The 25,923-nt window shown below is 66.8% G+C and carries 31 protein-coding genes; 2 read left to right on the top strand and 29 right to left on the bottom strand.

Features of this window, described 5'->3' with window-relative positions; genetic code table 11:
• Nucleotides 1-11: 11 nt before the first annotated feature.
• From rpsQ to mftA, 19 genes are all read right to left on the bottom strand, one after another.
• Nucleotides 12-356, bottom strand: coding sequence for a 30S ribosomal protein S17 (gene rpsQ, locus QJR12_RS10310; protein WP_300581605.1), 345 nt, complete (start codon nucleotides 354-356; stop codon nucleotides 12-14).
• Nucleotides 356-589, bottom strand: a complete 234-nt coding sequence (gene rpmC, locus QJR12_RS10305) for a 50S ribosomal protein L29 (RefSeq protein ID WP_300581602.1) — start codon at nucleotides 587-589, stop codon at nucleotides 356-358. Before rpmC ends, rpsQ begins: the two co-directional genes overlap by 1 nt.
• Complete coding sequence (gene rplP, locus QJR12_RS10300; RefSeq protein WP_300581599.1) at nucleotides 589-1,005, bottom strand: 50S ribosomal protein L16; 417 nt, start codon at nucleotides 1,003-1,005, stop codon at nucleotides 589-591. The genes rpmC and rplP overlap by 1 nt, the downstream gene beginning before the upstream one ends.
• 3 nt (nucleotides 1,006-1,008) lie before the next feature.
• Nucleotides 1,009-1,824 (bottom strand): 30S ribosomal protein S3, encoded by an 816-nt coding sequence (gene rpsC / locus QJR12_RS10295; protein ID WP_300581596.1) that lies wholly within the window; start codon nucleotides 1,822-1,824, stop codon nucleotides 1,009-1,011.
• Complete coding sequence (gene rplV, locus QJR12_RS10290; RefSeq protein WP_300581593.1) at nucleotides 1,824-2,357, bottom strand: 50S ribosomal protein L22; 534 nt, start codon at nucleotides 2,355-2,357, stop codon at nucleotides 1,824-1,826. Before rplV ends, rpsC begins: the two co-directional genes overlap by 1 nt.
• Nucleotides 2,354-2,635: a 30S ribosomal protein S19 gene (gene rpsS, locus QJR12_RS10285; protein WP_213442068.1), complete on the bottom strand. Its 282-nt coding sequence runs from the start codon at nucleotides 2,633-2,635 to the stop codon at nucleotides 2,354-2,356. Before rpsS ends, rplV begins: the two co-directional genes overlap by 4 nt.
• A gap of 40 nt (nucleotides 2,636-2,675) precedes the next feature.
• Nucleotides 2,676-3,518 carry a 50S ribosomal protein L2 gene (rplB, locus tag QJR12_RS10280; protein WP_300581590.1) on the bottom strand — a complete coding sequence of 281 codons (843 nt, stop codon included), beginning with the start codon at nucleotides 3,516-3,518 and terminating at the stop codon, nucleotides 2,676-2,678.
• 34 nt (nucleotides 3,519-3,552) lie between these two features.
• A complete protein-coding gene (rplW, locus tag QJR12_RS10275) occupies nucleotides 3,553-3,855 on the bottom strand; it encodes a 50S ribosomal protein L23 (protein ID WP_300581587.1) in 303 nt (100 codons plus the stop codon).
• A complete protein-coding gene (rplD, locus tag QJR12_RS10270; RefSeq protein ID WP_300581585.1) occupies nucleotides 3,855-4,526 on the bottom strand; it encodes a 50S ribosomal protein L4 in 672 nt (223 codons plus the stop codon). Before rplD ends, rplW begins: the two co-directional genes overlap by 1 nt.
• Nucleotides 4,526-5,179 (bottom strand): 50S ribosomal protein L3, encoded by a 654-nt coding sequence (gene rplC / locus QJR12_RS10265; RefSeq protein WP_300581582.1) that lies wholly within the window; start codon nucleotides 5,177-5,179, stop codon nucleotides 4,526-4,528. The genes rplD and rplC overlap by 1 nt, the downstream gene beginning before the upstream one ends.
• A 12-nt stretch (nucleotides 5,180-5,191) precedes the next feature.
• Complete coding sequence (gene rpsJ, locus QJR12_RS10260) at nucleotides 5,192-5,497, bottom strand: 30S ribosomal protein S10 (protein WP_300581579.1); 306 nt, start codon at nucleotides 5,495-5,497, stop codon at nucleotides 5,192-5,194.
• A 444-nt stretch (nucleotides 5,498-5,941) separates the two neighbouring features.
• Nucleotides 5,942-7,585, bottom strand: coding sequence for a carboxylesterase/lipase family protein (locus tag QJR12_RS10255; protein ID WP_300581577.1), 1,644 nt, complete (start codon nucleotides 7,583-7,585; stop codon nucleotides 5,942-5,944).
• Nucleotides 7,586-7,725: 140 nt separating this feature from the next.
• Nucleotides 7,726-8,388 carry a TetR/AcrR family transcriptional regulator gene (locus tag QJR12_RS10250; RefSeq protein WP_300581574.1) on the bottom strand — a complete coding sequence of 221 codons (663 nt, stop codon included), beginning with the start codon at nucleotides 8,386-8,388 and terminating at the stop codon, nucleotides 7,726-7,728.
• A gap of 267 nt (nucleotides 8,389-8,655) precedes the next feature.
• On the bottom strand, nucleotides 8,656-10,089 hold the full coding sequence (gene mftG / locus QJR12_RS10245; RefSeq protein ID WP_300581572.1) for a mycofactocin system GMC family oxidoreductase MftG: 1,434 nt from the start codon (nucleotides 10,087-10,089) through the stop codon (nucleotides 8,656-8,658).
• A gap of 8 nt (nucleotides 10,090-10,097) precedes the next feature.
• Nucleotides 10,098-11,513, bottom strand: coding sequence for a mycofactocin biosynthesis glycosyltransferase MftF (gene mftF / locus QJR12_RS10240; protein WP_300581569.1), 1,416 nt, complete (start codon nucleotides 11,511-11,513; stop codon nucleotides 10,098-10,100).
• Nucleotides 11,510-12,244, bottom strand: coding sequence for a mycofactocin biosynthesis peptidyl-dipeptidase MftE (gene mftE / locus QJR12_RS10235; protein WP_300581566.1), 735 nt, complete (start codon nucleotides 12,242-12,244; stop codon nucleotides 11,510-11,512). Before mftE ends, mftF begins: the two co-directional genes overlap by 4 nt.
• Before the next feature lie 174 nt (nucleotides 12,245-12,418).
• The gene (gene mftC / locus QJR12_RS10230) at nucleotides 12,419-13,594 is read right to left on the bottom strand and encodes a mycofactocin radical SAM maturase (RefSeq protein ID WP_300581562.1); all 1,176 of its coding nucleotides are present in this window, start codon (nucleotides 13,592-13,594) and stop codon (nucleotides 12,419-12,421) included.
• Nucleotides 13,591-13,917 carry a mycofactocin biosynthesis chaperone MftB gene (mftB, locus tag QJR12_RS10225; RefSeq protein WP_300581560.1) on the bottom strand — a complete coding sequence of 109 codons (327 nt, stop codon included), beginning with the start codon at nucleotides 13,915-13,917 and terminating at the stop codon, nucleotides 13,591-13,593. Before mftB ends, mftC begins: the two co-directional genes overlap by 4 nt.
• Nucleotides 13,902-14,009: a mycofactocin precursor MftA gene (gene mftA / locus QJR12_RS10220; protein WP_300582404.1), complete on the bottom strand. Its 108-nt coding sequence runs from the start codon at nucleotides 14,007-14,009 to the stop codon at nucleotides 13,902-13,904. The genes mftB and mftA overlap by 16 nt, the downstream gene beginning before the upstream one ends.
• An 80-nt stretch (nucleotides 14,010-14,089) precedes the next feature.
• Between mftA and mftR the strand changes: the two genes are divergently transcribed.
• Nucleotides 14,090-14,701 (top strand): mycofactocin system transcriptional regulator, encoded by a 612-nt coding sequence (gene mftR / locus QJR12_RS10215; RefSeq protein WP_300581557.1) that lies wholly within the window; start codon nucleotides 14,090-14,092, stop codon nucleotides 14,699-14,701.
• Between the two features lie 104 nt (nucleotides 14,702-14,805).
• Here mftR and tuf read toward each other — a convergent pair whose 3' ends face one another.
• From tuf to rpsL, 4 genes are all read right to left on the bottom strand, one after another.
• Nucleotides 14,806-15,996 (bottom strand): elongation factor Tu, encoded by a 1,191-nt coding sequence (tuf, locus tag QJR12_RS10210; RefSeq protein WP_300581555.1) that lies wholly within the window; start codon nucleotides 15,994-15,996, stop codon nucleotides 14,806-14,808.
• A gap of 129 nt (nucleotides 15,997-16,125) precedes the next feature.
• Entirely contained in the window at nucleotides 16,126-18,231 is a 2,106-nt protein-coding gene (gene fusA, locus QJR12_RS10205) for an elongation factor G (protein ID WP_300581552.1), read from the bottom strand.
• 109 nt (nucleotides 18,232-18,340) lie between these two features.
• A complete protein-coding gene (gene rpsG, locus QJR12_RS10200; RefSeq protein ID WP_300581549.1) occupies nucleotides 18,341-18,811 on the bottom strand; it encodes a 30S ribosomal protein S7 in 471 nt (156 codons plus the stop codon).
• Nucleotides 18,811-19,185 carry a 30S ribosomal protein S12 gene (gene rpsL, locus QJR12_RS10195; RefSeq protein ID WP_003923350.1) on the bottom strand — a complete coding sequence of 125 codons (375 nt, stop codon included), beginning with the start codon at nucleotides 19,183-19,185 and terminating at the stop codon, nucleotides 18,811-18,813. The genes rpsG and rpsL overlap by 1 nt, the downstream gene beginning before the upstream one ends.
• A 440-nt stretch (nucleotides 19,186-19,625) precedes the next feature.
• Between rpsL and QJR12_RS10190 the strand changes: the two genes are divergently transcribed.
• On the top strand, nucleotides 19,626-20,063 hold the full coding sequence (locus QJR12_RS10190; RefSeq protein ID WP_300581541.1) for a DUF3060 domain-containing protein: 438 nt from the start codon (nucleotides 19,626-19,628) through the stop codon (nucleotides 20,061-20,063).
• Here QJR12_RS10190 and QJR12_RS10185 read toward each other — a convergent pair.
• The 6 genes from QJR12_RS10185 to QJR12_RS10160 form a co-directional block, all read right to left on the bottom strand.
• Nucleotides 20,050-20,838: a crotonase/enoyl-CoA hydratase family protein gene (locus QJR12_RS10185; RefSeq protein WP_300581538.1), complete on the bottom strand. Its 789-nt coding sequence runs from the start codon at nucleotides 20,836-20,838 to the stop codon at nucleotides 20,050-20,052. The two genes, QJR12_RS10190 and QJR12_RS10185, sit on opposite strands and share 14 nt — an antisense overlap.
• A complete protein-coding gene (locus tag QJR12_RS10180) occupies nucleotides 20,835-21,572 on the bottom strand; it encodes a PaaX family transcriptional regulator C-terminal domain-containing protein (protein WP_300582402.1) in 738 nt (245 codons plus the stop codon). Before QJR12_RS10180 ends, QJR12_RS10185 begins: the two co-directional genes overlap by 4 nt.
• A gap of 14 nt (nucleotides 21,573-21,586) precedes the next feature.
• On the bottom strand, nucleotides 21,587-22,525 hold the full coding sequence (locus QJR12_RS10175; protein ID WP_300581535.1) for a crotonase/enoyl-CoA hydratase family protein: 939 nt from the start codon (nucleotides 22,523-22,525) through the stop codon (nucleotides 21,587-21,589).
• A complete protein-coding gene (locus QJR12_RS10170; protein ID WP_300581532.1) occupies nucleotides 22,522-24,150 on the bottom strand; it encodes an acyl-CoA dehydrogenase family protein in 1,629 nt (542 codons plus the stop codon). Before QJR12_RS10170 ends, QJR12_RS10175 begins: the two co-directional genes overlap by 4 nt.
• Before the next feature lie 127 nt (nucleotides 24,151-24,277).
• Nucleotides 24,278-25,036, bottom strand: a complete 759-nt coding sequence (locus tag QJR12_RS10165; protein WP_300581529.1) for a deoxyribonuclease IV — start codon at nucleotides 25,034-25,036, stop codon at nucleotides 24,278-24,280.
• An 85-nt stretch (nucleotides 25,037-25,121) separates the two neighbouring features.
• Nucleotides 25,122-25,850: a hypothetical protein gene (locus tag QJR12_RS10160; RefSeq protein WP_300581527.1), complete on the bottom strand. Its 729-nt coding sequence runs from the start codon at nucleotides 25,848-25,850 to the stop codon at nucleotides 25,122-25,124.
• Nucleotides 25,851-25,923: the final 73 nt, after the last annotated feature.

The raw sequence follows: 25,923 nt of genomic DNA, 5'->3' as shown, positions 1-25,923 counted from the left end.
GAAGCCGATAACTACTTGGCTTTCTCGAGGATCTCGACGAGGCGCCAGCGCTTGGTCGCCGACAGCGGCCGCGTCTCCATCAGCGCCACCCGGTCGCCGACACCGGCGATGCCGTTCTCGTCGTGGGCCTTGACCTTCTTGGTGGTCCGGATGACCTTGCCGTAGAGCGGATGCTTCATCCGGTCTTCCAGTTCGACCACGATGGTCTTCTGCATCTTGTCGCTCACCACATAGCCGATTCGGGTTTTGCGCCGACCGCGGGGCTTGGGTGTGCGCGGAGTATGCTTGGGACCCTTTTCTCTCGGGGCGTCTTTGGGCGCGCCGTCGCCACCCGGGCCCGTCGGCTGCTCTGCCATCACGACTCCTCACCTTCGGGCCCCGAGGCCAGACCCAGCTCACGTTCACGCAGCACGGTATGGATGCGTGCGATTTGCCGGCGTACCGTGCGAACTCGGCGATTGTGATTGAGCTGCCCGGTCGCCAGCTGGAAGCGCAGATTGAACAGCTCCTCCTTGGATTCGCGCAGGCGTTCGGCCAGCTCCTCGTCGGTGAGCTCACGCAGTTCGCCAGCAGAAACTCCAACTGCCATCAGAACTGTTCCTCTCGGGTAACGATGCGTGCCTTGATCGGCAACTTGTGAATTGCTCTGGTAAGTGCCGCCCGGGCGATCGTTTCATTGGGATAGCTGAGCTCGAATAGCACCCGCCCCGGCTTGACGTTGGCCACCCACCATTCCGGTGAGCCCTTGCCCGAACCCATCCGGGTCTCGGCGGGCTTCTTCGTCAGCGGGCGGTCCGGGAAGATGTTGATCCACACCTTGCCACCGCGCTTGATGTGCCGGTTGATGGCGATGCGGGCGGACTCGATTTGGCGGTTGGTGATGTAGGCGTGCTCCAGGGCCTGGATGCCGTAGTCGCCGAAGCTCACCGTGGTCCCACCGCTGGCGATACCACGCTGACGGGGGTGGTGCTGCTTGCGGTGCTTGACTTTACGGGGAATTAGCATGGTTCAGCTCTCCGTGCTTTGCGCTTGTACCGGCTCGCCGGCCCCATCGGCTTCCTCGGCTCCTGCCCGTCCGGCCTCGACGCCCGTCGCCGTGGTGCCGCCGGCGCCGCTGCGGCGTGGACGCGTTCCCGACGGCCGCTCACGGCGGGGACGTTCGGCCCCCGCCGGGGCAGCCACCGCCTCGCGCTTGCCCCCAACGATGTCGCCCTTGTAAATCCACACTTTCACACCGATCCGGCCGAACGTGGTCTTCGCCTCGTGCAGCCCGTAGTCGATGTCGGCGCGCAGCGTGTGCAGCGGAACCCGGCCCTCCCGGTAGAACTCCGAGCGGCTCATCTCGGCGCCGCCGAGGCGCCCCGAGCACTGCACCCGGATGCCCTTGACGTTGGGCTGGCGCAACGCCGACTGGATCGCCTTGCGCATCGCCCGGCGGAAGGCCACCCGGTTGCTCAGCTGCTCGGCAACCCCCTGAGCCACCAGCTGGGCCTGCGACTCGGGGTTTTTCACTTCCAGGATGTTGAGCTGAACCTGCTTGCCGGTCAGCTTTTCCAGATCGGCGCGGATGCGGTCGGCCTCCGTACCGCGACGGCCGATGACGATGCCGGGGCGGGCGGTGTGGATGTCCACCCGAACCCGGTCACGGGTGCGCTCGATCTCCACATCGGCGATTCCCGCGCGCTCCAGCCCATTGCGCAGCAGCCGGCGGATCGCGACGTCTTCTTTGATGTATTCGGCGTACTGCTTGTCGGCGTACCACCGCGATTTCCAGTCGGTGGTAATGCCGAGCCGAAAGCCGTGCGGATTGATCTTCTGGCCCACTACTGCGAGCCTCCCTTCGCGTCGGAAGTCTTCGCGGGCGCCCTCGAGGTTTCCGTGGACGGCGCGGTTGGCGGCTTTGTCGCCGGCGGCGCCTTTTCCGCCGGTGCCTTGGCGGCGGCCTTACTGGCTTGGGCACGACGGGACCGAACCGACTGCGACGCTCGCCGATCTTTGACCGGACGACTTTCCACCACAACGGTGATATGGCTGGTACGCCGCCGGATCCGGAAGGCGCGGCCCTGCGCGCGCGGGCGGATCCGCTTGGCGGTCGGGCCCTCGTCGGCGTAGACCGTCGCGACCACCAGGGTCTCCGGATTCAGCCCCTTGTTGTTGGTGGCGTTAGCCGCAGCGCTCGCAATCACTTTGGCCACCGGTTTGCTGGCCGCTTGCGGTGCCCAGCGCAGGATGTCGAGCGCCTCCGACACCGGCTTGCCACGCACCAGGTTGATCACGCGGCGGGCCTTGCTCGCCGACACTCGGACATAGCGCGCTTTGGCGATCGCCGACGGAAATTCGGTCACGGTGGTTGTCATCGGCGTTTGCTCTTCCGGTCTTCCTTGATGTGGCCCTTGAAGGTCCGCGTCGGCGCGAATTCACCCAGTTTGTGGCCCACCATCGCCTCGGTGACGAACACCGGGACGTGCTTGCGCCCGTCGTGCACGGCGAAGGTGTGGCCGACGAAGTCGGGGGTAATGGTCGACCGCCGAGACCAGGTCTTGATGACCTGCTTGGTGTTCTTCTCGTTCTGCGCGTCCACCTTTTTGAGCAGATGGTCGTCGACGAACGGGCCTTTCTTGAGGCTGCGTGGCATTTTCCGGACTCCTGGCTACGCTCGACTTCTGGCTCGACTGCTAGCGCGAGTGCTTCTTGCCGGTGCGCCGGCGTCGAACGATCAATTTGTCACTGAGTTTGTGGCGTTTACGGGTGCGCCCCTCGGGCTTGCCCCACGGACTGCACGGATGGCGACCACCGGAGCTTTTCCCCTCCCCGCCGCCGTGCGGGTGATCCACCGGGTTCATGACGACACCGCGGACCGACGGGCGCCTGCCCTTCCACCTCATCCGGCCCGCCTTGCCCCAGTTGATGTTCGCCTGCTCGGCGTTGCCCACCTCGCCAACCGTCGCGCGGCAGCGCACGTCGACGCGACGGATCTCCCCGCTGGGCATCCGCAGGGACGCGTAGCTGCCCTCCTTGCCGAGTAACTGGATGCTCGACCCGGCCGAGCGGGCCAGTTTGGCACCACCACCCGGCCGCAGCTCAACGGCGTGGATCACGGTGCCGGCCGGGATATTGCGCAACGGCAGGTTGTTACCCGGTTTGATGTCGGCGTTGGGCCCCGACTCCAGCACATCGCCCTGCGAGACTCCCTGGGGTGCAATGATGTAACGCTTCTCCCCGTCGAAGTAGTGCAGCAGCGCGATATTGGCGGTGCGGTTCGGGTCGTACTCGATGTGCGCGACCTTGGCGTTGACACCGTCCTTGTCGTTGCGACGGAAGTCGATCACCCGGTAGGCGCGCTTGTGCCCGCCACCCCGGTGGCGGGTGGTGATCCGGCCGTGCGCGTTGCGTCCGCCGTGGCCGTGCAGCGGGCGCACCAGCGACTTCTCCGGCGCCGAGCGGGTGATCTCGGCGAAATCGGAGACGCTTCCGCCGCGACGGCCCGGACTCGTCGGCTTGTACTTGCGAATTGCCATATCGGTTAAGTCTCTTTCGTGCTCTTGCGTTCGGCTAGGCCGGCGTTCCGAACAGGTCGATCTGCTTGCTGCCCGGAGCAAGGGTAACGATGGCGCGTTTGGTGTTCTTGCGCTTGCCGTATCCAGTCCTGGTGCGCTTGCGTTTACCGGGCCGGTTCGCGGTGTTCACCGACGCGACCTTGACCGAGAAAATCTTCTCGACGGCGATCTTGATCTGCGTCTTGTTGGAATCGGGATGCACCAGGAAGGTGTAGACGTTGTCGTCGATCAGCCCGTAGGACTTTTCCGAGATGACCGGGGCCAAGATGATGTCCCGCGGGTCGCTGAGGGTCGCCATCAGGCCGGAACCTCCTGCCGCTGCTTGGTGTTCGCGCTGATGTAGGCGTTGAGCGCCTCGAGGGAAAACACCACGTCGTCGGAGCGCAACACGTCATAGGTGTTGAGCTGGTCCGGTGCCAGCACGTGCACGCCCGGCAGGTTGCGTACGCTCTTCGCCCCGGTGACGTCGCTGCGCCCGATGACGACCAGCACCCGCTTACCCTGGGTCAGGGTGCTAAGAAACGCCTTGGCGCTCTTGGTCGACGGGATCTGACCCGCCACCACCTCGGTGACCGCGTGGATGCGGCCGTTGCGCGCCCGGTCCGACAAGGCGCCACGCAGCGCGGCGGCGATCATCTTCTTCGGGGTTCGTTGGCGGTAATCCCGCGGCTTGGGGCCGTGCACCACCCCGCCGCCGGTGAACTGCGGGGCCCGCGTCGACCCCTGCCGGGCCCGGCCGGTGCCCTTCTGTCGGTAGGGCTTGCGACCGCCGCCGCGAACCTCGCCGCGCGTCTTGGTGGAATGCGTGCCCTGGCGGGCCGCCGCCAGCTGAGCGGTGACCACCTGATGCATCAGTGGAATGTTCGCGGGGGCGTCGAACAGCTCGGCCGGCAACTCGACGGTGCCCTCGACTTTGCCGTCCGGTGTCTTGACCTCGAGCGTTAACGCCTTCTCCCCCTGGGCAGCCACTAGTTATCACCTCGTTTGATCGCACTGCGGATCATCACTAGCCCACCCCTGCGGCCGGGCACCGCACCCTTGATCAGCAGCACACCGTTTTCGGCATCGACTTTGTGCACCACCAGGTTCTGCACGGTCACCCGCTCGTTGCCCATGCGGCCGGCCATCCGGGTGCCCTTGAACACCCGGGCCGGGGTAGCGCACCCGCCGATGGAACCCGGGCGGCGGTGCACGGCCTGGGCGCCATGGCTGGCGCCTTGCCCGCGGAAACCGTGACGCTTCATGGTGCCGGCGAAGCCCTTGCCCTTGGAGGTGCCGGTTACGTCGACGTAGCTGCCGTCGGTGAAGATCTCGGCCGTCAGCTCCTGGCCGACCTGGTATTCGGCCGCCGCCTCCGGGTCATCGAGACGCAGTTCGGCAAGATACCGGCGCGGATTGACACCGGCCGCCGCATACTGACCGGCCAGCGGCTTGTTGACCTTCCGGGGGCTGATCTCCCCGTAAGCCAGCTGAACCGCGCTGTAGCCGTCGCGTTCCGGCGTGCGGATTCGGGTGACCACATTGGGGCCGGCCCGCACCACCGTCACCGGCACCACCCGGTTGTTCTCGTCGAACACCTGCGTCATGCCCAGTTTGGTACCCAAGATGCCTTTTCGTGCCACGGTCTAGCTCTCCTACTGGATGTTGACGTCGACGCTGGCCGGCAGATCGATGCGCATCAGGGCGTCCACGGTCTTGGGCGTCGGATCGAGGATGTCGATCAGCCGCTTGTGGGTGCGCATCTCGAAGTGCTCCCGCGAGTCCTTGTACTTATGCGGCGAACGGATGACGCAGTACACGTTCTTCTCGGTCGGCAACGGCACCGGGCCCACCACGCTGGCGCCCGTGCGAATGACGGTCTCCACGATCTTGCGCGCTGAAGCGTCGATCGCCTCGTGGTCGTAGGCCTTAAGCCTGATGCGGATCTTCTGTCCCGCCACGCTGTATTACCTCACTCCCGCTCGGGGCCGCTTATCGGTTTCGGCTCCGGTGTTCCACTCGGCGCCGGTCGATCCGATCGATCCAGCGCGTTAGACGTTATGCCGCTGTTTACCTGTCCTGGTGCACCGGTCCCGTGGTCGGTCGCGTCACCCGCAGGCAGCCTGATGAGCGGCTGAAAGTGTCGCACTCCGAGGAGGGGACCGCACGCGCCCGCACGGACGCGACTCGGATGCCTGGCCAGGCGCGAACCCGGCGCACGGCAACCTGAATAGTATGCCCTAGAACATGGTAGCGGCCAAATCCTGGCCCGTTGAGCCCAGCAGCGTCGCCGACATCGCGACCTCCCCATGGGGCCTCATGGGGCCGGCCTCACCCCAGATGCGTCGGCACGATACCTTTGGTGGACCTTTGGTGGCCGACTTCCCGCGGGCGCGTGGCCGGCATCACCGGTTCCGTTTCAGGGTGGCCCAAAACGAGCACTGGTGTGATTGCCCGAAGTCGGTGACGACATGGCTGCCGTCGGGACGCAACAACATCCACGCACGGTGGTTCGGATCGCCGCCGACCGGGAGCCACACCGGTTCGCCGGGCATGTTCGGAGCGCCGGTGGTCACGAACCGGCTCCAATAGCCGATCATCTGGTCGGACAATGTGCGCTGTGCGGCATCCAGCGGCGGGGCGCCGCCGACATTGAACAGGTAGCGCAGCTCCAGTGAGTGGCTGGCGCCGACCGGAAACGGCACCTGGCGCAGGGGCTTGGGAGCGGGAGCGTTGCGATCGTCGAACTCGTAGCCGTAGACCGGCGCGCCACGGCGCAGCCCCTCCGCCATTCGATCGGCCACGCAGGCGAAGATGCCGTCGGTAACCGCCGCAGAGTATGCCAGGGAGGCATCGCCGCCGTAGCGCTCCGGCGGATAGTGTGCGAGCACGGCCGGGGCGCCGGCGCCGAAGATGTCCGTCAGCACCCGGGGATACTCAGCGGCGGTCACCGGCCGGTCCAGCCGCAGATACCGCAGCGCCGCGAACATGGTGAATTCGTCGTGGTTGATGCCGATCAACACCGGGACCCGGGCCCCGCGGCCTGCGGCGAGCTCCCCGACCGGGTCGACCGGCAACGCGGGCGTGCCGGTCACCGGTGTCACCAGGGCGTCGGAGTCCCCGATGTGGGTGTACCACGGCGGTCGGGTCAGCGCCCCGGCCGGCAGTGCCCGCAAACACCGAGCCGCCAGGGCGACGTCCGGGCAGCCCACCGCGGCGGCGTAGTCGATGCTGAGGCGCTGCGCGGTGGCCAGGTCTGCCTGGGTCTGACACGGGCCGCTCTGGATGATCGCGGCGCGAAACAGCCCCGCCGACCCGGGTGCCACCAAATGGTCACACACCGACATCGCCCCGGCGGATTCCCCGGCGATGGTGACCTGCGCCGGATCACCCCCAAAACTGGCGATGTTGTCGCGGACCCAGCGCAGTGCGGCCTGCTGGTCGGCCAGTCCGTAGTTGCCCAATTCGCCCGCCGGTCCGAGCGCGGGGTGCGCCAGAAACCCCAGGGCGCCCAGCCGGTAGTTGATGGTCACCACGACGATGTGGCCGCGGGCCGCCAACCACCGCGCGTTATAGAGGTCCCCGCTGCCGTTGACGAAGCCCCCGCCGTGAATCCACACCATCACCGGGTGCTTGCCGGCCCCGCTCGCCGGTGTCCACACGTTGAGGGTAAGGCAGTCCTCACTAGTCGGCCGGGAGCTGGGCTCGCGGGTGTTTCCCTGGATGCACTGGGGGCCCGGTTTGCTGGCGTCGCGCATCCCTGACCACGGCGCCGCCGGCCGCGGCGGCTGCCAGCGCAGCGCCCCCACCGGCGGCGCCGCATAGGGAATGCCCTGAAATAGCCGGTAGTCGGCGGCGACCAGACCGCGCAGCACGCCCGAGGAGACGCGCACCACCCCGGCATCCGCCGGGGTGGCATCCGCCGGCCGGGGAGTGTGCGGTAGCGCACCGACACCGCCCCCGCAACCCACGGCCAACACCGCCGCCGCCATCAGCGCGGCGGCGCACCGCCCCCGGCGACCCCGACGCGCAGCCGATCCGACCTGCATGAGACCTGAGCCTAGGGGCAACCGCGCCGAAGCGGAGCGCCAACACCGAGTCACCGCTGTGGCGGCGGGCCAGCGCCCCACCCGCGTCGCTCGGACCCGAAGGAAAGCTCAAACTGTCCGAATCGCGGTTGCTCCTGAGCTCAGGCACCCGCCGCTTCGGTGCCGGTCGCGCCGACCGTCCTGCCCTGCAGGCGCTGCACGTATAAAAACCCGTCGACCGCCGCGCGTGCGCACTCCCGATAGTCGAAATCGGGCAGGGTGGAAAGCCGGCCCACCACCACCGGACCGATCAGCAGAGCGATCGCGCGGGCACGGTCGATTTCACCCAACTCCGCCGCCTCCGGGCTGTCGAAAATCGCATCGAACGGCGCCGCATACTGCTGGGCGATGCGTTCCCGCAGCGTGGTGATGGCGGTGCTGTCCGCGTCCGCACCGTGCCGACCCGGCGGCATCTGTTCCAGGTTGGGTCCCAGCGCCAGCCACGACATCGCGGTCAGCATGCCGGGGGCCTCGGCGATCAAGTCGGCTTGGGCCTGCACCAGTGTGATGAGCCGGTCGCGCAGCGAGCCGTGCGTCGGCGGCATCGGCGCCGGCGGCAGCAGGCTGCCGAACGCCGCGGCCAGCAACTCTTTGGCGCTGGGGAAATGGCGATACAGCGTGGCCCGGGCGACGTTGGCGGCGCGAGTGACCGCGTCGACGGTCACCGCGCCCGGGCCACCCGATCGCAGCAACGACGCCGCGGCATCGACTAAGCGGGCACGCGAGATGGCCGGCCGCGGGTCGGCACGTCGTGGAGTGGTCATCTGTCCACCTCTCTAAAACTCTCGGTCTTCCTCAAAGACCAGCGGTCGCCATGCGGGCGCGCCGACATCGGCCTGACCTGCTCAGCGCCGCGTGCAGGGCGGTGTCTGGTGCCGTGGTGTTCCCGGTCACGCACAATCTTGCGCTGAGCGCCGGCGGGCTCGCCGCCCCGGTCACGCACCCGCAGCTTACTCGGAAGATCGACGGCTATCCCTTGACCGCGGGTCCGCTCGATGCCGGCCGCGGTGACACGGTGCGCTGATTTTGACTCAGCGGACGAACTCCGCCGCGCGATGTCCGAGCATCACGATCGTGGCATGCGGTCCGCGGCTGGTGATCCTCGGCAGAATCGAGCCGTCAATCACCCAGAGGCCGTCGACACCGTGCACCCGGCAGCGCTGGTCGACCACGGCACCCTGCTCGGGTCCGGTCCCGATAGGCGCGCTGCCGCACAAATGCTGCGATGTCGACCACACCGGCGGCCCTATCACCGTTGCCGCACCGGCTAATTCCCGGGCCAATTCGGTTCCGCGGCGAAGCGCTGCCACATCCTCGGGCTCGCTGTCATAGCGATGCTCGATGCGTGGCGGCACCACCGGGTCAGGGGAGACCAGCGTGATGCGCCCCCGCGCCCGCGGTTGCATGAGCGCCACCCCGATATGCGGCCAATCTCGATGCCCCGCCGTACCATTGCCCGTCATCACGACGAAACCGCCGGTGTACGGCCTGATCTCGAGACCATCGGCGGTGGTCAACACGACTTCCAGGACCGGTCTCCCCTCCGCAACCGCCCAATTCGTCGGCGACACCCATTCCGGGTGGTCGCTGCAGGCCATTCCCACCGGCAGCGGCACGAACACCGACACACCGGCGGCACGCAGTATCGACTCGTCGCCGATGCCCGAAAGCATCAGCAGATGTGCTGACTCAATAGCGCCTGCGGACAACACGATTCGATCCGCAGTGAGAGTTATCGGACCGTCATCGCTGAGAGCGTCGACACCGACGGCGCGGCTGCCCGAGAAACGCAATCGCACCGCCCGAGTCTGTGTGAGCAGCGTCAGATTCGGGCGTGTCAGCGCGGGCATCAGATAGGCTGCCCCTGCGCCGGTTCGTACACCGTTGACGATGTTCAGCGGGACGGCGCCCACGCCGGCGGGCATCGTCGGCCCCACATCGTTCAGGTCGGCGATCCAGTTGAACCCGGCCTTTTCGGCAGCAGATATGAAAGCGGCTGTGCTACCTACGATTTCGTTGGTGCGCTGAACGGGTATCGGACCGTCGCGGCCGTGGGCGGCGCTGTCGAAGTCGAGGTCTGTTTCGATGGCCCGAAAGTGGTTCAGCACATCCGGCCACGCCCACCCGGGAGCCCAGCCGAAGTCACCCGGCAGACTGCGGCAGAAATAGCCACCGTTGACCGCTCCGGAGCCGCCCACCGTTGCGCCGCGAACGATCGGCAGGTAATGGGGCGGCTGGACGGTGAGTTGGGTGAGATAGCGCCGGACCAGCGGGCTGGCCGCGCCGATCGGCAGTTGCAACCCGTTGACAGTCTTCGCCAGCAATTCCGGATCGGTGAGACCGGGCCCCGTTTCTAGCACCGTGACCCTGCAGCTGGAGTCGGCAGAAAGACGCTCGGCGACAACAGATCCAGCGCTGCCGGCACCGATGATCAACACATCGCTGTGGGGCACGGGCGTGCTCAAGGCAGCAATCAGGACCGAAGCCGTGGTATCAGTGGGCCGAGGTTGCGATTCCGCGCGATACCCCACCACTCACCGGCACCGTAGGCCAGGTCATCGAGGCGTTTAAGCAAGAGATAGGACAACAACCCGATCGATGGGGTTTCTGCGGCGACGGCCGCCCTGCGGTTAGCCCAGTCCGCCACGCCGTCAACGATGGCCGCGATGACGACGGCTCGCCGGCAACGACGGGACATTATCGCCGCGAGCAACGCAACCGGCCAGTAGTGCCGGCACATCGCCGACGCCAGGTGCAGTGTCGCCGACGATAAGCCGGTGGCGGCGACCGCAGCCACATCACAGAGCTTGGTGTCGACACCCCTCATGGCCGCCGCGACTCGGCGACCCGTCAGGGCGGCAACGGCCAGCGAAGCCAGATAGCCCACACTCGAGCCGAAGGCCACCACGACCCAGCTGACGGTCAGTGCCCAACCGGAGACCACCAGCGGAGCCGACTTGCCCGGATGGCGCGCCGATAACGATGCCGCGGCACCGCCACAACGCGCCTTGCGCGTCAGCCAGTCCGATAATCGTGCGCGATGATCGTGCGCTACCAGCGCGATTGGTTCATAGCGCAGCCGGGCACCCGCGTCGATAAGCCGCCAGCACAGGTCGATGTCCTCGCCGGATCGTAAAGTCTCGTCGAAACCCCCGATGCCGCGCAGCGCCGAGGTACGCCCGATGATCGCCACGCCGGGGACATGCGACACCGAGCCGTAGGGAATGACCGGGGCTTCGTGGCGGCCGAGATCCAGCGACGAGCCCACCGCCTCGTACCGTGCAACCAGATGATCACTGTGGTTCAGGCTGACGATGCGCGGTGCCACCAGTGCGACGGCGGGATCACAAAAATGTCCGAGCAACGCTTCTAGCCATCCGCGGCGCGGCACCACGTCGGAATCCAGAAAAGCGACGAAACCGGTGGTGCACGCTGCTAATCCGCTATTACGTGCCGCGGCACGTCCTTTGCTGCGGGAATGATGCAGCACCTGGATCTCGCAGTTCGCGCCGGCGAAGTCGGCGGGTGTGACCGGCCTCGAGGAACCGTCGTCTACCACGATGATCCGCAGTCCCCGCAGCGCCGCTACCAATCGCCACAATCCAAACGCATTGTCGCGCACCGGAATCACGACAGTGACGTCACGATAAGATGGCCCCCCTGCCGGCCGCGGATGGGCCACCGTCGCGTCCAGCAAGGTCCGGGCCAACTCGGCGCTGACCGCGTCCCGCACATTCAGCCGGCCATTGGTGAGCATGCCTTGGGCAAGCGGGGCCAACCGCAACACCCGGGTGGGAGAACCCCCGAGCAGCGTGGAACCGGAGCCGAACACCCGAACGCGCCGGTCGATTTGCACGGCAAACCCGTTAGGCAGTCGGTTCCGGGTCATGTCAGCATCCCATCCGGCCCGGGCTGCCATCGGCAAATCCGGCGCACCCCACCCTCGACCATCTCAGCAAAAATCCGTTCCCCCGCAAGCGCCGTCGCCGTGGTGGGATCCCCCAGGACGCCCACCTCGGTCACCGCGGCGACTCCGCCGCGGCGCATCGAGGGCAACAAGTCGGACAGCGGTGCCCCGTTGCCCGCGCACCACCGGTCGGTGAGCACATCGGCGGGCGAGATATGCAGCAGCACCGACGTCTCGGTGTGCCCGGCGTGGGCGTCGCCACCCTCCGCGGTGCACGGGCACCACCCGGCGTCGCGGCCTTCTGATCGCAGCCGTCTCACCGCGCGGCCCAATGCCGTGACGTTACCCCCGTGGCCGTTGATGAACACCAGCCGCCGCGCCCAGCTGCTCGCCGACCGGGCGAACTCGATCAGCAGCATGCTCAGCGCCTCGGTGCCGATCGAGATCGTGCCGGCGAAGCTTTGGTGCTCGCCGCTGTCGCCGTAGGCGATGGCCGGGGCCACCAGCCAGCGGGGGGATGACTCCCCGGGAAACCGCACGCCGGCAAGCCGCTCGGCCACGGCGCGGGCGACCGCCGTGGCTATCCGGGTGTCGGTGTCCAGCGGCAGATGCGGACCGTGCTGTTCGGTCGCCCCCACCGGGATCACCACCGCCGCAGACCCGCCGCGCAGCTGACTCCACGTCACGCGCCCCAGGTCCGCGGAGACAGTCACCCGCCGATGGTAAGCCGAATTGGGCTGGCGTGTACCGGTTGTTGAATCTTCGGGCTGATTTTTTCCGCCTCGACGAGCGCCGCGGCGCAACCGCAACATCCGCCACCTGCGTATCAGGTTCACCGGGTCGTGTCACCGGCGGGTGGGGTCGCGGGTCGCGGCGCCGAGATTCGGCTATACCGGGCTTTCGCTGCAAAGACGTGCGGGCGGGCGGGCCGACAACGTCAGCGGCACCGGCCCGCCGACCCGCCCGGTGCGGGAGTGATCGCTGCCGGGGCGCGGTGTGACGCGTGTACGGGCCAGCGCCGCCGCGGCGTGGCCCTGCACGCATTCGGGATCCGGCCCGTCGAGCGGCAAACCGGTGAAGAATTTCGCGGCCATACAACCGCCACGGCAGCTGTCGTAATGCCCGCAGCTGGCGCACGCGCCCGCAGACTGCGGCTCACGCAGTTCACGAAACAGCGGAGCGTTCTTCCACACGTCGGCAAAGCCACCGTCGGTCAGCACGTTTCCGGCGAGAAACCGCTCGTGGATGGCGAACGGGCAGGCGTACACGTCGCCCACCGGGTCGATCAGGCACACCACCCGCCCGGCTCCGCACATGTTCAGCCCGGCCAGCGCCCCCGGCGCACCGAGCCCCGAGAGGTGGAAGAACGAATCGCCGGTGAGCACCCGCTCACCGTTGGCCACCAGCCAATCGTAGAGCCGAACCTGCTGCTCGGCGGTCGGGTGCAACTCGTCCCAGACGTCTGCCCCGCGTCCGGACGGCCGCAGCCGGGTGATGCGCAGCGTCGCGCCGTAACGGCGCGCCAGTGCCGCGAAGTCGTCGAGCTGATCGATGTTGCGGCGGGTCGCGACGACGGAGATCTTGGCGTCGGCAAAACCCGCGGCCGCGAGGTTCTCCAGGGCGCGCGTCGCCATGGCGAACGATCCCGGCCCGCGGATCGCGTCGTTGACCTCGGCGGTCGCGCCGTCGAGGGAGATCTGAACGTCCACGTAGTCGCTGGCGGCCAACCGCGCCGCCACCCCGGGGGTGATCCGCACCCCGTTGGTGGAGAACTTCACCCCGACGCGATGCTCGGTCGCGTAATCCACCAGCTCCCAAAAGTCCGGTCGCACAGTGGGCTCCCCGCCACCGATATTCACGTAAAACACCTGCATGCGTTCCAGCTCATCGATGACGTCCCGGCATTGTGCGGTGGACAGCTCACGCGGATCGCGTTTGCCCGACGACGACAGGCAGTGCACGCACGCCAGGTTGCATGCGTAGGTCAGCTCCCAGGTCAGGCAAATCGGCGCGTCCAACCCCCGCTCGAACTGCTCGACAAGGCGCGGCACGGCTGATGTCACGGCTGGTCCCCGGGGTCTCTTGGGATCACCATCGTCGAGTCGGCCAGCACGCCCAGCGCGTGCAGGTACGGCCCCTGGCGGCGGTCGTCGACGCCGGCGGCGCGGCACGCGGACCTGGCGTCGGGGTGCTCGGCCAGCGATTGCACCACAGCGACGATGGTGCGATCTTTCAGAAACGACAGCCTGCGAGTACCGAAGTGATAAAGCAGGGCCCCGAACGGCTCCGGGCGCAACGCCACCTGCGGATGCAAGCGCCATCCCCGATCGGGGTTAAACCCGCCCGGCGGTGATGCGGGCTGGTGCACGGTCAGTACACCCCGCACATCCCGTCGATGGACACCTCTTCGACTAGGGTCTCGGTGACGAGCTGAGCGTCGGCGTCGGTCTGGTTTTCGGGGTCGGTCTGGTGCTGCATGCGGATACCCTCCTCAAAGGTCGACAAGGTGGCGTCGACGTGGTCAGAATCGTCGTCAGGATATGGCATCGAGTGCAGAAATGAAAGGGCGGGTCACGCCGCCTGAGTCCCGGGTGGGCCGGCGCCGCTCGACGACACCGCATCACATCGCCGATGTCGCCATCGGGCTGTTCGCCGCGCACGGGTTCGATCGGGTCAGCGTCGACGATATCGCCCGGGCCGCCGAGATCGCGCGGCGCACGCTATTTCGCTATTACCCGTCCAAATACGCCATCCCGTGGGGGGATTTCGACGCTCACCTGCAGCGCCTGCGGGAGCTATTCGAGCCCGTCGACCCGCAGATGTCACTGAGCGAGGCGCTGCGCACAGCGTTGTTGGCGTTCAACACTTTTGACGACTCGGAGACCCTTCGGCACCGACAGCGCATGCGGATCATCCTGCAGACCCCCGAACTACAGGCGTATTCGATGACGATGTACGCCGGATGGCGCGAGGTGATCGCGGAATACGTCGCCCGCCGCCTGGGTGTGCGGGCCACCGAGCTGATACCGCAGACCGTCGCGTGGACGATGCTGGGCATCGCGCTCTCGGCCTACGAGCATTGGTTGGCGGACGAGTCGGTCTCGCTGCTCACCGCCCTCGGCGACGCGTTCGACGTCATTCGCGACGGCATCGACAACCTGGGCCGCTGAACGCCAACGCGATCCGCACCCCGTCGGCGGCTCTGTCGGGCCCGGCCAATCGGGCGGGACGCGAAACGGCGCCCAGCCACCCGGTGAGCGCCGTTTCGGCCGGGCTACTTGATGATCTTGGTGACCCGGCCCGCACCCACGGTGCGGCCACCCTCGCGGATCGCGAAGCGCAATCCCTCCTCCATCGCGACGGGCTGGATCAGCTTGACCTTGATGGTGGTGTTGTCGCCGGGCATCACCATCTCGGTGCCCTCCGGCAGCGTCACCACACCGGTCACGTCGGTGGTGCGGAAGTAAAACTGCGGGCGGTAGTTGGTGAAAAACGGTGTATGCCGGCCACCCTCGTCCTTGGAGAGAATGTAGACCTGGCCCTCGAACTCGGTGTGCGGTGTGGTGGTGCCGGGCTTGGTGACCACCTGGCCGCGCTCGACCTCCTCGCGCTTCACGCCGCGCAGCAGCAGCCCGACGTTGTCGCCGGCCTGTCCCTGGTCGAGCAGCTTGCGAAACATCTCCACCCCGGTGACGGTGGTCTTCATCGTGGACGGGCGGATGCCCACGATCTCGACCTCCTCGTTGACGTTGATCACGCCGCGCTCGATGCGGCCGGTGACCACCGTGCCCCGGCCGGTGATGGTAAATACGTCTTCGACGGGCATCAGGAAGGGCTTGTCGGTCTCGCGGACCGGGTCGGGAATCGACTCGTCGACCGCTTGCATCAGCTCCTCGATGCTGGCCACCCACTTCGGGTCACCCTCGAGCGCCTTGAGGGCTGAGACCCGCACCACCGGAGCGTCCTCGTCGAACTCCTGGGCGGCGAGCAGCTCCCGGACCTCCATCTCGACCAGCTCGAGCAGCTCCTCGTCCTCGACCATGTCGGCCTTGTTGAGCGCGACCAGAATGTAGGGGACACCGACCTGACGGGCCAGCAGCACATGCTCGCGGGTCTGCGGCATCGGGCCGTCGTTGGCCGCGACCACCAGGATCGCCCCGTCCATCTGGGCGGCGCCGGTGATCATGTTTTTGATGTAGTCGGCGTGGCCCGGGGCGTCGACGTGCGCGTAGTGCCGCTTTTCGGTCTGGTACTCCACGTGCGCGATGTTGATGGTGATGCCACGCTGACGCTCTTCGGGCGCATTGTCGATCTGCTCGAACGCCTTGACCTCGTTCACATCGGGGAACTTATCGTGCAGAACCTTGGTGATGGCCGCGGTCAGCGTGGTCTTGCCGTGGTCGATGTGACCGATGGTCCCGATGTTGACGTGCGGCTTCGTGCGCTGAAACTTCGCCTTCGCCACTGTGGTGTCCTCCTGGACTTGTTGGTGCTTGGTTAAAGCAGTGTTGATGTTTTCCGTTGGGCGGCGCCCGCGCCACTACAGTAACCGGGAAAGGCTACTCTCCAGCGCCACGGGGACGTTGTCCGGCTCTCACTCACCCGTCGCCTTCGCGATGATTTCCCTGGAAATCTGCGCCGGGACTTCCGCGTAGGAGTCGAACAACATGGAGTAGTTCGCCCGGCCCTGGGTCTTGGACCGCAAGTCGCCGACGTAGCCGAACATCTCCGACAGCGGCACGTGCGCCCTCACCACGCGCGCACCCCCGCGCTCCTCCATGGCCTGGATCTGACCACGGCGGGAGTTCAGGTCGCCGATCACATCGCCCATGTACTCCTCCGGTGTGATCACCTCGACGGCCATGATCGGCTCGAGGATAACCGGCTGAGCTTGCGCCACAGCCTTTTTCAGGGCCTGCGAGCCTGCGATCTTGAAAGCCATCTCGGAGGAGTCGACCTCGTGGTACGCACCGTCTTCCAGGGTGACTTTCAGATTCACCAGCGGGTAGCCGGCCAGCACACCGTACTGCATCGCGTCCTGCGCGCCGGCGTCCACCGCCGGGATGAACTCGCGTGGGATATGCCCACCGGTGACCTTGTTCTCAAACTCGTAGGTCGCGCCGTCTTCGCCGGTGAACGGTTCGACGGTGATGATGACCTTCGCATACTGGCCCGAGCCGCCGGTCTGCTTCTTGTGGACATACTCCACGTGCTCGACCTTGCGGCGGATGGTCTCCTTGTACGCCACCTGTGGCTTGCCGACGTTGGCCTCGACCTTGAACTCGCGGCGCATGCGGTCCACCAGGATGTCCAGGTGCAGTTCGCCCATGCCGCCGATCACGGTTTGGCCGGTCTCGGGGTCTTGGTGCACCTTGAAGGTCGGGTCTTCCTCGGCGAGTTTCTGGATCGCGCCGGAGAGCTTCTCCTGGTCGCTCTTGGTCTTCGGCTCGATGGCCACCTCGATCACCGGGGCGGGGAACGTCATCGACTCGAGCACGATCTGATTGTTCGGATCGCAGAGGGTGTCCCCGGTGGTGGTGTCCTTGAGACCGATCACCGCGTAGATGTGGCCCGCCGATGCGTACTCCACCGGGTTCTCCTTGTTGGAGTGCATCTGAAACAGCTTGCCCAGCCGCTCCTTTTTGCCCTTGGTCGCGTTGATCACCTGGCTGCCGGAGTCCACCCGGCCGGAGTAGACGCGGATATAGGTCAGCTTCCCGAAAAACGGGTGTGTTGCGATCTTGAACGCCAGCGCCGCGAACGGCTCTTCGACTGTCGCGTGGCGCACCACCTCGATGTCTTCGTGGCCGGGCGCATGCCCGATCGCGGGCGGCAGGTCCAGCGGGGAGGGCAGGTAGTCGACCACGGCGTCCAGCATCGGCTGCACCCCTTTGTTCTTGAACGCGCTGCCGCACAGCACCGGGGTGATCTCGATGGCGATCGTGAGCCTGCGGATCGCGGCCTTGATCTCTTCGACCGTGATCTCTTCCCCACCGACGTATTTCTCCAGCAGGTGCTCATCGGACTCGGCGACGATTTCCAGCAGCTTGTTGCGGTATTCCTCGGCGGTCTCGGCCAGTTCGGCCGGAATGTCGATGACGTCGTAGCGCTCGCCGAGTTTGGTTTCACCGCGCCAGACCTTGGCGTTCATCTCGACCAGGTCCACGACGCCTTCGAACTCGCTCTCGGAACCGATCGGCAGCTGAATCGGCACGGCGCGGGCGCCGAGGCGCTCCTCCATCGTCTTGACCGAGAAGTAGAAGTCGGCCCCGATCTTGTCCATCTTGTTGACGAAGCAGATCCGCGGCACGTGATAACGGTCGGCCTGCCGCCAGACCTGCTCGGACTGTGGCTCGACGCCTTCCTTGCCGTCGAAGACCGCGACCGCGCCGTCGAGCACCCGCAGGTTGCGCTCCACCTCGACGGTGAAGTCGACGTGACCCGGGGTGTCGATCAGGTTGATCTGGTGGTCTTTCCAGAAGCTGGTGGTCGCGGCGGACGTGATCGTGATGCCGCGCTCCTGCTCCTGCTCCATCCAGTCCATGGTGGCGGCGCCGTCGTGCACCTCGCCGATCTTGTAGGTGATGCCGGTGTAGTACAGGATCCGTTCGGTCGTCGTCGTCTTACCGGCATCGATGTGTGCCATGATGCCGAAGTTGCGGACCTTGCTCAGGTCGGTCAGCACGTCTTTCTGTGCCACAGAAGCCTTCCCACTCTTTCGCTTACCCGGTTAACTGTCGTTCGCTCTTCTTCCGACTTCGGCCACGCTGCCGAACAATCGCCGTCAAGCGGCTCGATGCTGGCGGTTCTCACCAGCGATAATGCGCAAAGGCGCGGTTCGCCTCGGCCATCTTGTGGGTGTCCTCACGCCGCTTGACGGAGGCCCCGAGGCCGTTGCTGGCATCGAGGATTTCGTTTGCCAGACGCTCCACCATGGTCTTTTCCCGACGTTGGCGCGCATAGTTGACCAGCCAACGCAACGCCAGGGTGGTGGAGCGGTCCGGGCGCACCTCGACGGGCACCTGATAAGTCGCGCCGCCGACACGCCGGCTGCGCACCTCCAGTGCGGGCCTGACATTGTCCAGCGCACGTTTTAGCGTGACGACCGGATCGGTGCCGGTCTTATCGCGGGCCTGCTCGAGCGCACCATAAACAATGCGCTCGGCGAGCGATTTCTTCCCTCTGAGCAGAACTTTGTTCACCAGCTGGGTCACCAGCTGGGAACCGTAAACCGGATCGTTGACCAGTGGCCGCTTGGGGGCCGGCCCCTTGCGCGGCATCAGCCCTTCTCCTTCTTGGCGCCGTAGCGGCTACGCGCCTGCTTGCGATTCTTGACACCCTGGGTGTCCAGCGAGCCGCGGATGATCTTGTACCGCACGCCGGGCAAGTCCTTCACCCGTCCGCCACGCACCAGCACCATCGAATGCTCCTGCAGGTTGTGACCCTCACCGGGGATGTAGGCGGTGACCTCAACCTGGCTGGTCAGCTTCACGCGCGCGACTTTGCGAAGCGCCGAGTTCGGCTTCTTCGGCGTGGTGGTGTACACCCGGGTGCATACCCCACGGCGCTGCGGGCTGCCCTTGAGGGCCGCGGTCTTGACCTTGCCGATCTTGTCGCGGCGCCCCTTGCGGACCAGCTGCTGAATGGTTGGCATCTACCGGCTTCCTGTGTTGCTTTGTTGCTGTGTTGCTTTGTTGCTTTGTGGCGTCCGTACGGTTTCGGTGTTCGTGCTGCAGTTATACCCAGTTGCGCTGCCCCGCGGCCAGGCGTCTCGCATGCGCTTGCCCGCAATCACCCGATGCGGCAGGAACATGCGAATTGACCCGGCGGGCGCGTCTGCCTTGACCGAGCGCCTAGGCCGCCAGGCACGAGCAACCACAATACCCGCCACTGGTCGGGCAGGTCAAAGCGACCGAGGGGGACATCACGGCGGTATCCGCCCGCCGCAGGGCCGCGGTGCCGGGTCGATGACCGGCGCGTGGCGGCGCGGTGAACGGCCGAAGTCGGCCCGTGGGCCCGCCACTGCACATAGGCTCGAACAGGGCTCTCGAACAGGTCGCTAACCCCGTTGAACCCCCACGAATGGAGGTAAGGATGCGGGCACCCACCGCCGGCGACTCCCCGAGTTGGGTGAGCGGGGCGCTGATCTTGACGCTTGCTGTGGTAGCGGTCATCGTCGGGCCGACCGGTTGCGGCGGCAAGACCAAACACCCCGCTCCCTCGAGCACCACCACGGCCAGCACGGTCGCCCAGTTCGAGGTGGGCAACATGCTCAATTACGGCTCGGTGGGCACGACCGCCGAGCTGGATTGCGCCGACGGCAAATCGCTGAATGTGGGCGGCGGTAATAACACCCTCACGGTCAAGGGCACCTGCTCGTCGGTGACCATCGCCGGGATGGACAACAAGATCACCCTTGACAAAATCGACAAGCAGCTGACGGTCACCGGGATCAACAACACCGTCACCTACAAGGCCGGCGCGCCGAAGATCGACAACCTCGGCTCGGGCAACACCATCAACAGGGGCTGATCCCGGGTGGATCCGGCGCGCCGTGACGGCCCGCACCGGCCGCAAATCGGCTCGCCCCGTGCATGGCTTCCGCACCGGCCCGGGAGATGCTGGCGAATTCGACGTCGAGCGCCTCGCCCTCGGTCTTCCCCCACTGCTGCAGCACCGACAGTCGATCCGAGCGCAGGCACTGCTGCGGTAGCGACGCCAACTGGGTGGCCAACTCCTCCGCCGCCCGGCGGGCCTGCCCTTTGGGCACCACCCGGTTGGCCAGGCCGATCGCCAGCGCTTCCCCAGCCGCGACCGCCCGCCCGGTGAGGATCAAATCCATCGCCCGGCTGTGCCCGATCAGCCGCGGCAGCCGAACGGTGCCGCCGTCGACAAGCGGCACACCCCAGCGCCGGCAGAACACCCCGAACACGGCGTCTTCCTCGGCCACCCGCAGATCACACCACAGCGCCAGCTCCAGACCCCCGGCGACCGCATAACCACTGACCGCGGCGATCACCGGTTTGGACAGCATCATCCGTGTCGGCCCCATCGGACCGGGGCCCGTGCGGTGCACCGCATTGGCCTCGGCGGTGCCGAAAGCCTTCAAATCCGCCCCGGCGCAAAACGTTCCGCCCTCTCCCCATAGCACCGCCACCGAGGCGGTGTCGTCGCGGTCGAATTGTTCGAACGCCGCGTACAGCGCGGCGGCCGTCGGGCCGTTGACCGCGTTGCGCACCTCCGGACGGTTGAGAATCACCGTGGTGACCGGACCACGGCGCTCTACCCGCACCACATCATCGGTCATCTCGCCTCCACTAGTTGGGTGCCGTCTAGTTGGGTGCCGTCGCGTCGACTCGCCAATTCGGCGACGAAGTCGTGATAGGCGGCGCGCAGCTGCGGCCCCGGCCAGTCCGCGGGCAAAAGTTCAGCCGGCAGCATCGGGTCGGTCAACAGATGGCGGACCATGGCCGCCGCCACCACGAAACGCCCGGGGATGTCCGCAGCGGCGGCCATCTCGTCGAGCAGCCGCCGGCCGCTTCGCGCCCATCCCGACAGGTCCCAGAGCTGCGCGGCCAGCGCGGCCGGCGCGTCGTCGCGGGCCGCCAGGATGCGCACCTGCGCCCGGACGTCGGGATCCAGGGCGAGCTCGAGATTGTCCGGGCGCATCCAGACCCCCTCGCGTAATTCGCCAAAACGTTTGCCGCGCAAAGTTGTCCGCAGCATCGCACGGGTACGCGCGTCATTGCCCACGCTGGTGACGATCAGGGTCGTCCAGTCTCCGCGCCAGGGCCGCACCCGCATGCTTATCGCCTCATCCTGGCGACGCTGGCGAGCCAGCAACCGGTCGGAGAGCCGGTAGCCGTCGGCCGAGCGGATCAGATCGCCACCACTGACCATCCTGGTCAGCGCGACCCGCAGTGTCGTATCCTTGATACCGAAATCTGCTGTGAGCCTTTTCAATTCGTGAGCGCTGGCGCATGCCGGATGGGCGCCCAACAACACCGACAGCACTACCGACCGCGCGGTCATGCGCGCCAGCGTTTTCGGCATGCCTAGACCCCGGACGCTTGGCGGCCGTAATCGCCGAACGGTTCGTCGCGATGACGCACCGCTTCCCGAAACCCGTGAGTGACAGCATCCGCGACAAAGGCGTGGCCTTCGGGGGTGTGCCGGGCGATCCCGTCGAACACGGTGCCGACCATCCTGCTGGTCGCCACTCCCTGCTGCAGCAGGGCGGTGTTGAGCGCGAGCTTGACCATGATCAGCTGGTTGACCGGGACCGCGGCGATGCGGGCCACCAGCCGCTCGGTGCGCTCGTCGAGGTCTTCGGGATCCGGTGCCTCCACCGCCAGCCCCCACTGGGCGGCTTGCGCGCCGGTGATGCAATCCCCGGTCAGCAGAAGACGCTTCGCCCGCTGATCGCCCAGGCGGTGCGCCCACAAGCCGGCGGCCGGCACCCCCCACACCCGGGTGGGCGGGTACCCGATCTTGGCGTCGGCGGCGGCGATCACCTGATCGGCGTGCAGGGCGATATCGGTGCCGCCGGCCACGCAGTAGCCGTGAATCTTGACCACCGTCGGCTTGTCGGCGTGCATCAGGGCCGAGAACCCGCGCACGAAGCGGCTCATCATCTGATAGTCGATCATCGGATCCCACGGCCGATTCGGCAGGTGGTTGATCGCCTGGGTCTTGCCGTCGAGCACCGTGCCCCGGTAGGCATCCCCGCCGCCGGCGGAGGACGAGCCTTCCGCGTAGGCGGACAGGTCGAAACCCGCGCAGAACCCGTCGCCGCGCCCGGACACCAGGATGACGTGCACATTGGGGTCCAGATCGGCGCGTTCGACCAGTGCCGACAGCTCCAGTGGGGTGTCGGCGATGATGGCGTTGCCCCGCTCCGGCCGGTTGAAGGTGATCCGGGCAACCCGATCGGTGACCTCGTAAGTCATCGTCTTGAGGTTGTCGAAATCGACCGGCCTGATCGCGTGAGTCATCCTTTCACCAGGGCCCGCTCGAGAATCGGTGCGAGATCCAGCCCGGTGGGCAGGGTGCCGAACGCACCGCCCCACTGTCCGTCAAGCCGGGTGGCCAGGAACGCCTCGGCCACGGCGGGATGCCCGTGGCGCACCAGCAGCGACCCCTGCAGCGCCAGGCAGATGTCCTCGGCAACCCGTCGGGCGCGATAGACCATGGTGTCGCTGTCACCGAGTTGGGCCTTGAGCTGCTCGACGTGGGCGTCCAGCCGACGATCCTGCCCGGCGCTGACAGCCAGTTCAGCGAACAGCACCTCGACGCATTCGGGACGAGTTGCCATGGCGCGCAACGTGTCCAGCGCGCTGATGTTACCGGAGCCCTCCCAGATGCCCATCAGTGGCGCCTCCCGGTACAGCCGCGGCATCCCGGAGTCTTCGACATAGCCGTTGCCGCCCAGGCATTCCAACGCCTCGGCGGCATGCGGTGTCGCGCGTTTACACACCCAGTATTTGCTAGCAGCCAGCCCGATGCGGCGCAGCAGTGCCTCCGTCCGGTCCCCGCGGACGGCCTTGTCGGTGGCTCCGGCCATCCGCATCGCCACGATAGTGGCGGCCTCGGCCTCCACCGCCAGATCGGCCAACACATTGCGCATCAGCGGCTGGTCAATCAGGTAAGCACCGAACGCTTTCCGGTGTTGAGCGTGATGGATGGCCTGGGCCAGGCCGGTGCGCATGCCGGTCGCGCTGGCCAGGGTGCAGTCCAGCCGGGTCAGGTTGACCATCTCGATGATGGTTGGCACACCGCGGCCCTCCTCCCCGACCAGCCACCCGATGGCCCCGTCATACTCGACCTCGCTGGAGGCGTTGGCGTGGTTACCCAGTTTGTCCTTGAGGCGCTGCAAAAACATTCGGTTGCGGGTGCCGTCGGGCAACACCCGGGGCAGCAAGAAGCACGACAGCCCGCCCGGGGCCTGGGCGAGCACCAGGAAGATGTCACACATCGGCGCCGAGGTGAACCACTTGTGTCCGGTGAGCGAGTAGCTACCGTCGGCGTTGCGAACCGCCCGGGTGGTGTTGGCGCGCACGTCGGAGCCCCCCTGCTTCTCGGTCATCGACATGCCCGCGGTGATACCGGCCTTTGTCGTCGGCACCGCCAGTTGCGGGTCATAGCTGCGACTCGTCAGCAGCGGCTCGTACACCGTCGCCAGCTCCGGGTTGTGCCGCAGTGCCGGCACCACCGCGTAAGTCATCGAAATCGGGCACATGTGACCGGGCTCGACGTTCCACACCGAGGTTTTCGCGGCCCGCACCACGTGCGCCCCCGGGCGCCCGTCGGCCCAGGGTGCGGCGTGCAGGCCGTGGGCGATGGCGGTGCGCATCAGCTCGTGATAGGCCGGGTCGTATTCCACCTCATCGATTCGATGCCCGTAGCGGTCGTGAGTGTGCAAGATGGGCCGGTTGCGGTCGGCGAGCTCACCCCAGCGCCGGGCCTGCCCGGAGGCGGCGAGCGCGCCGACCTCGGTCAGTTCGTCCAGGCCCCACTGCCCGCCCTCGCGGATCAGGGCCTCGACCAGCACCGGCGAGGACGCGGGGTTGTGGTTCTCAAGAGGCGGAACCTGGTTGATGACGACATGGGTATCGGACATACCCCGAACTATTACATTATTCCGACAATCGCACAAGATCCGTAACGATCACCGGGGGCGGGCGCGCAAGCAGGCCCGGACAACGCCGACCACCCGGCCGGCCCCCCGATCGGTCGGACGTACCTCGCTATCGGCCGACGTGGGCGCGCAGGAAGGCGATGTCATCCTTGCGGCCCTCGTCGGGGGTCTCGCAGATGACCGGTGCGGCCGCCGCTTTGACGACCGCGACCAGCAGCTGGGGGTCGATCTGCCCGGTGCCGATGTTGGCATGACGGTCCGCGCCCGAACCCGCCGCGTCCCTCGAGTCGTTGCAGTGCACCAGGTCGACACGGCCGGTGATCGCCCTGATGCGGTCGACCGCATCGGCCAGCGGTTCACCCGCCGCCCAGGCATGGCAGGTGTCCAGGCAAAAGCCGATTCCGGTGTCCCCGATGTGGTCCCAGAGCCGGGCGATGGTCTCGAAGTGCCGGGCCATCGCGTGCTCACCGCCCGCGGTGTTCTCCAGGTATACCGGCACCTCGGACGCGAGTTGGTCAAGAGCCTTGCGCCAGCGCTGGAAACCGGCCGCCAGGTCGTCGTCGGCGGCGACGTGCCCACCGTGCACGATGACCGCTCGCGCCGCGATCTCGGCCGCCGCCTCGCAGGTGTCCTGGAGGATTTTGCGTGACGGTATCCGCACCCGGTTGTTGGCCGACGCCAGGTTGATCAAATAGGGCGCGTGCACGTATATCGGCACCGGGGAAGCCCGCAGCCGCGCCGCGTCGGCGCGCGGCTGGGGCTTTTTCCAACTCTGCGGGTTGCCCAGGAAGATCTGCACCACCTCGGCGCCCTCGGCCTCGGCCGCGGCGAGCGGATCCTTCGCGCTGACGTGCGAGCCGATGAGCACGCCGGCCAGTGTAATGCCTCGCCCTTTCGGCGAGCAGTCGCAAAAGTCCTCAATTCGGGGGTGGAAAGGGGGCTTTTGCGTGTGCTCAGCCGGCTAGGCGAGGCCTCACTAAGTGGGCGTTGATCCGTGCGACGAGCCCGATCGGATCGCCTCGGATGTCGGCGACCGTCATCGGAATAGTCGTCCAGCCGCATTCCTGCAATCGGGCGGTTTTCAGCCTGTCGTGCAGCAAGGCATCGCGGCCCAGGTGCCATTCCAGACTGTCGTATTCAGCGACGACCATTGCCGCCGGCCACGCGAAATCGACGCGCCAGAGTCTGCCGTAGCGGTCCACGACGCTGTACTGCAGCTCGGGCATGGGCAGTCCGCCGTCGATAAACACTAGGCGCGCCTCGCTCTCCATTGGCGACTCGGCGCGACCGTCGGCGTAGCCGACCAGCTCCCGGACCTTGACGATGCCGCGGCGGCCCTTTTGTTCGCGGATCGCGGCGTGCAATTCTCCTGTGGTACAAGCGCCGATGTGCAGCGCCGCGTCCAGCGTCGCCAAAGCGCGGGGTCGCCGCAACGTCCGCGCGACTTCGATCACCGTCCATGCCGGCGCCGTCGCCAGCCGGCCTTCGACTCGTCGCAGCGGCGCGCCGATTCGCTGATGCACCATCAGGCCGTTTGACGGCCGCATCCGTCTGCCGGGATCAAGAACGTGAACGCGCGACGTGCTTTCGGTATCGAACCCGTACAGCGCCGCAGCGGTGCCCATGCAGGCAACAACCGGTTGGCCGGCCAACAGATCCAGCGCAGCCAGCTTGCCCAGCACATCGGGCTCAGCGTACGCGTAGACCCCGTGACATACCCGAATAAGCTTGCCCGCCTTCACGAGTCCGGCCAGA

This window comes from Mycobacterium sp. (assembly GCF_029961025.1).
Taxonomy (GTDB): Bacteria; Actinomycetota; Actinomycetes; order Mycobacteriales; family Mycobacteriaceae; genus Mycobacterium.
This window is presented reverse-complemented; position numbering and strand designations above follow the sequence as displayed.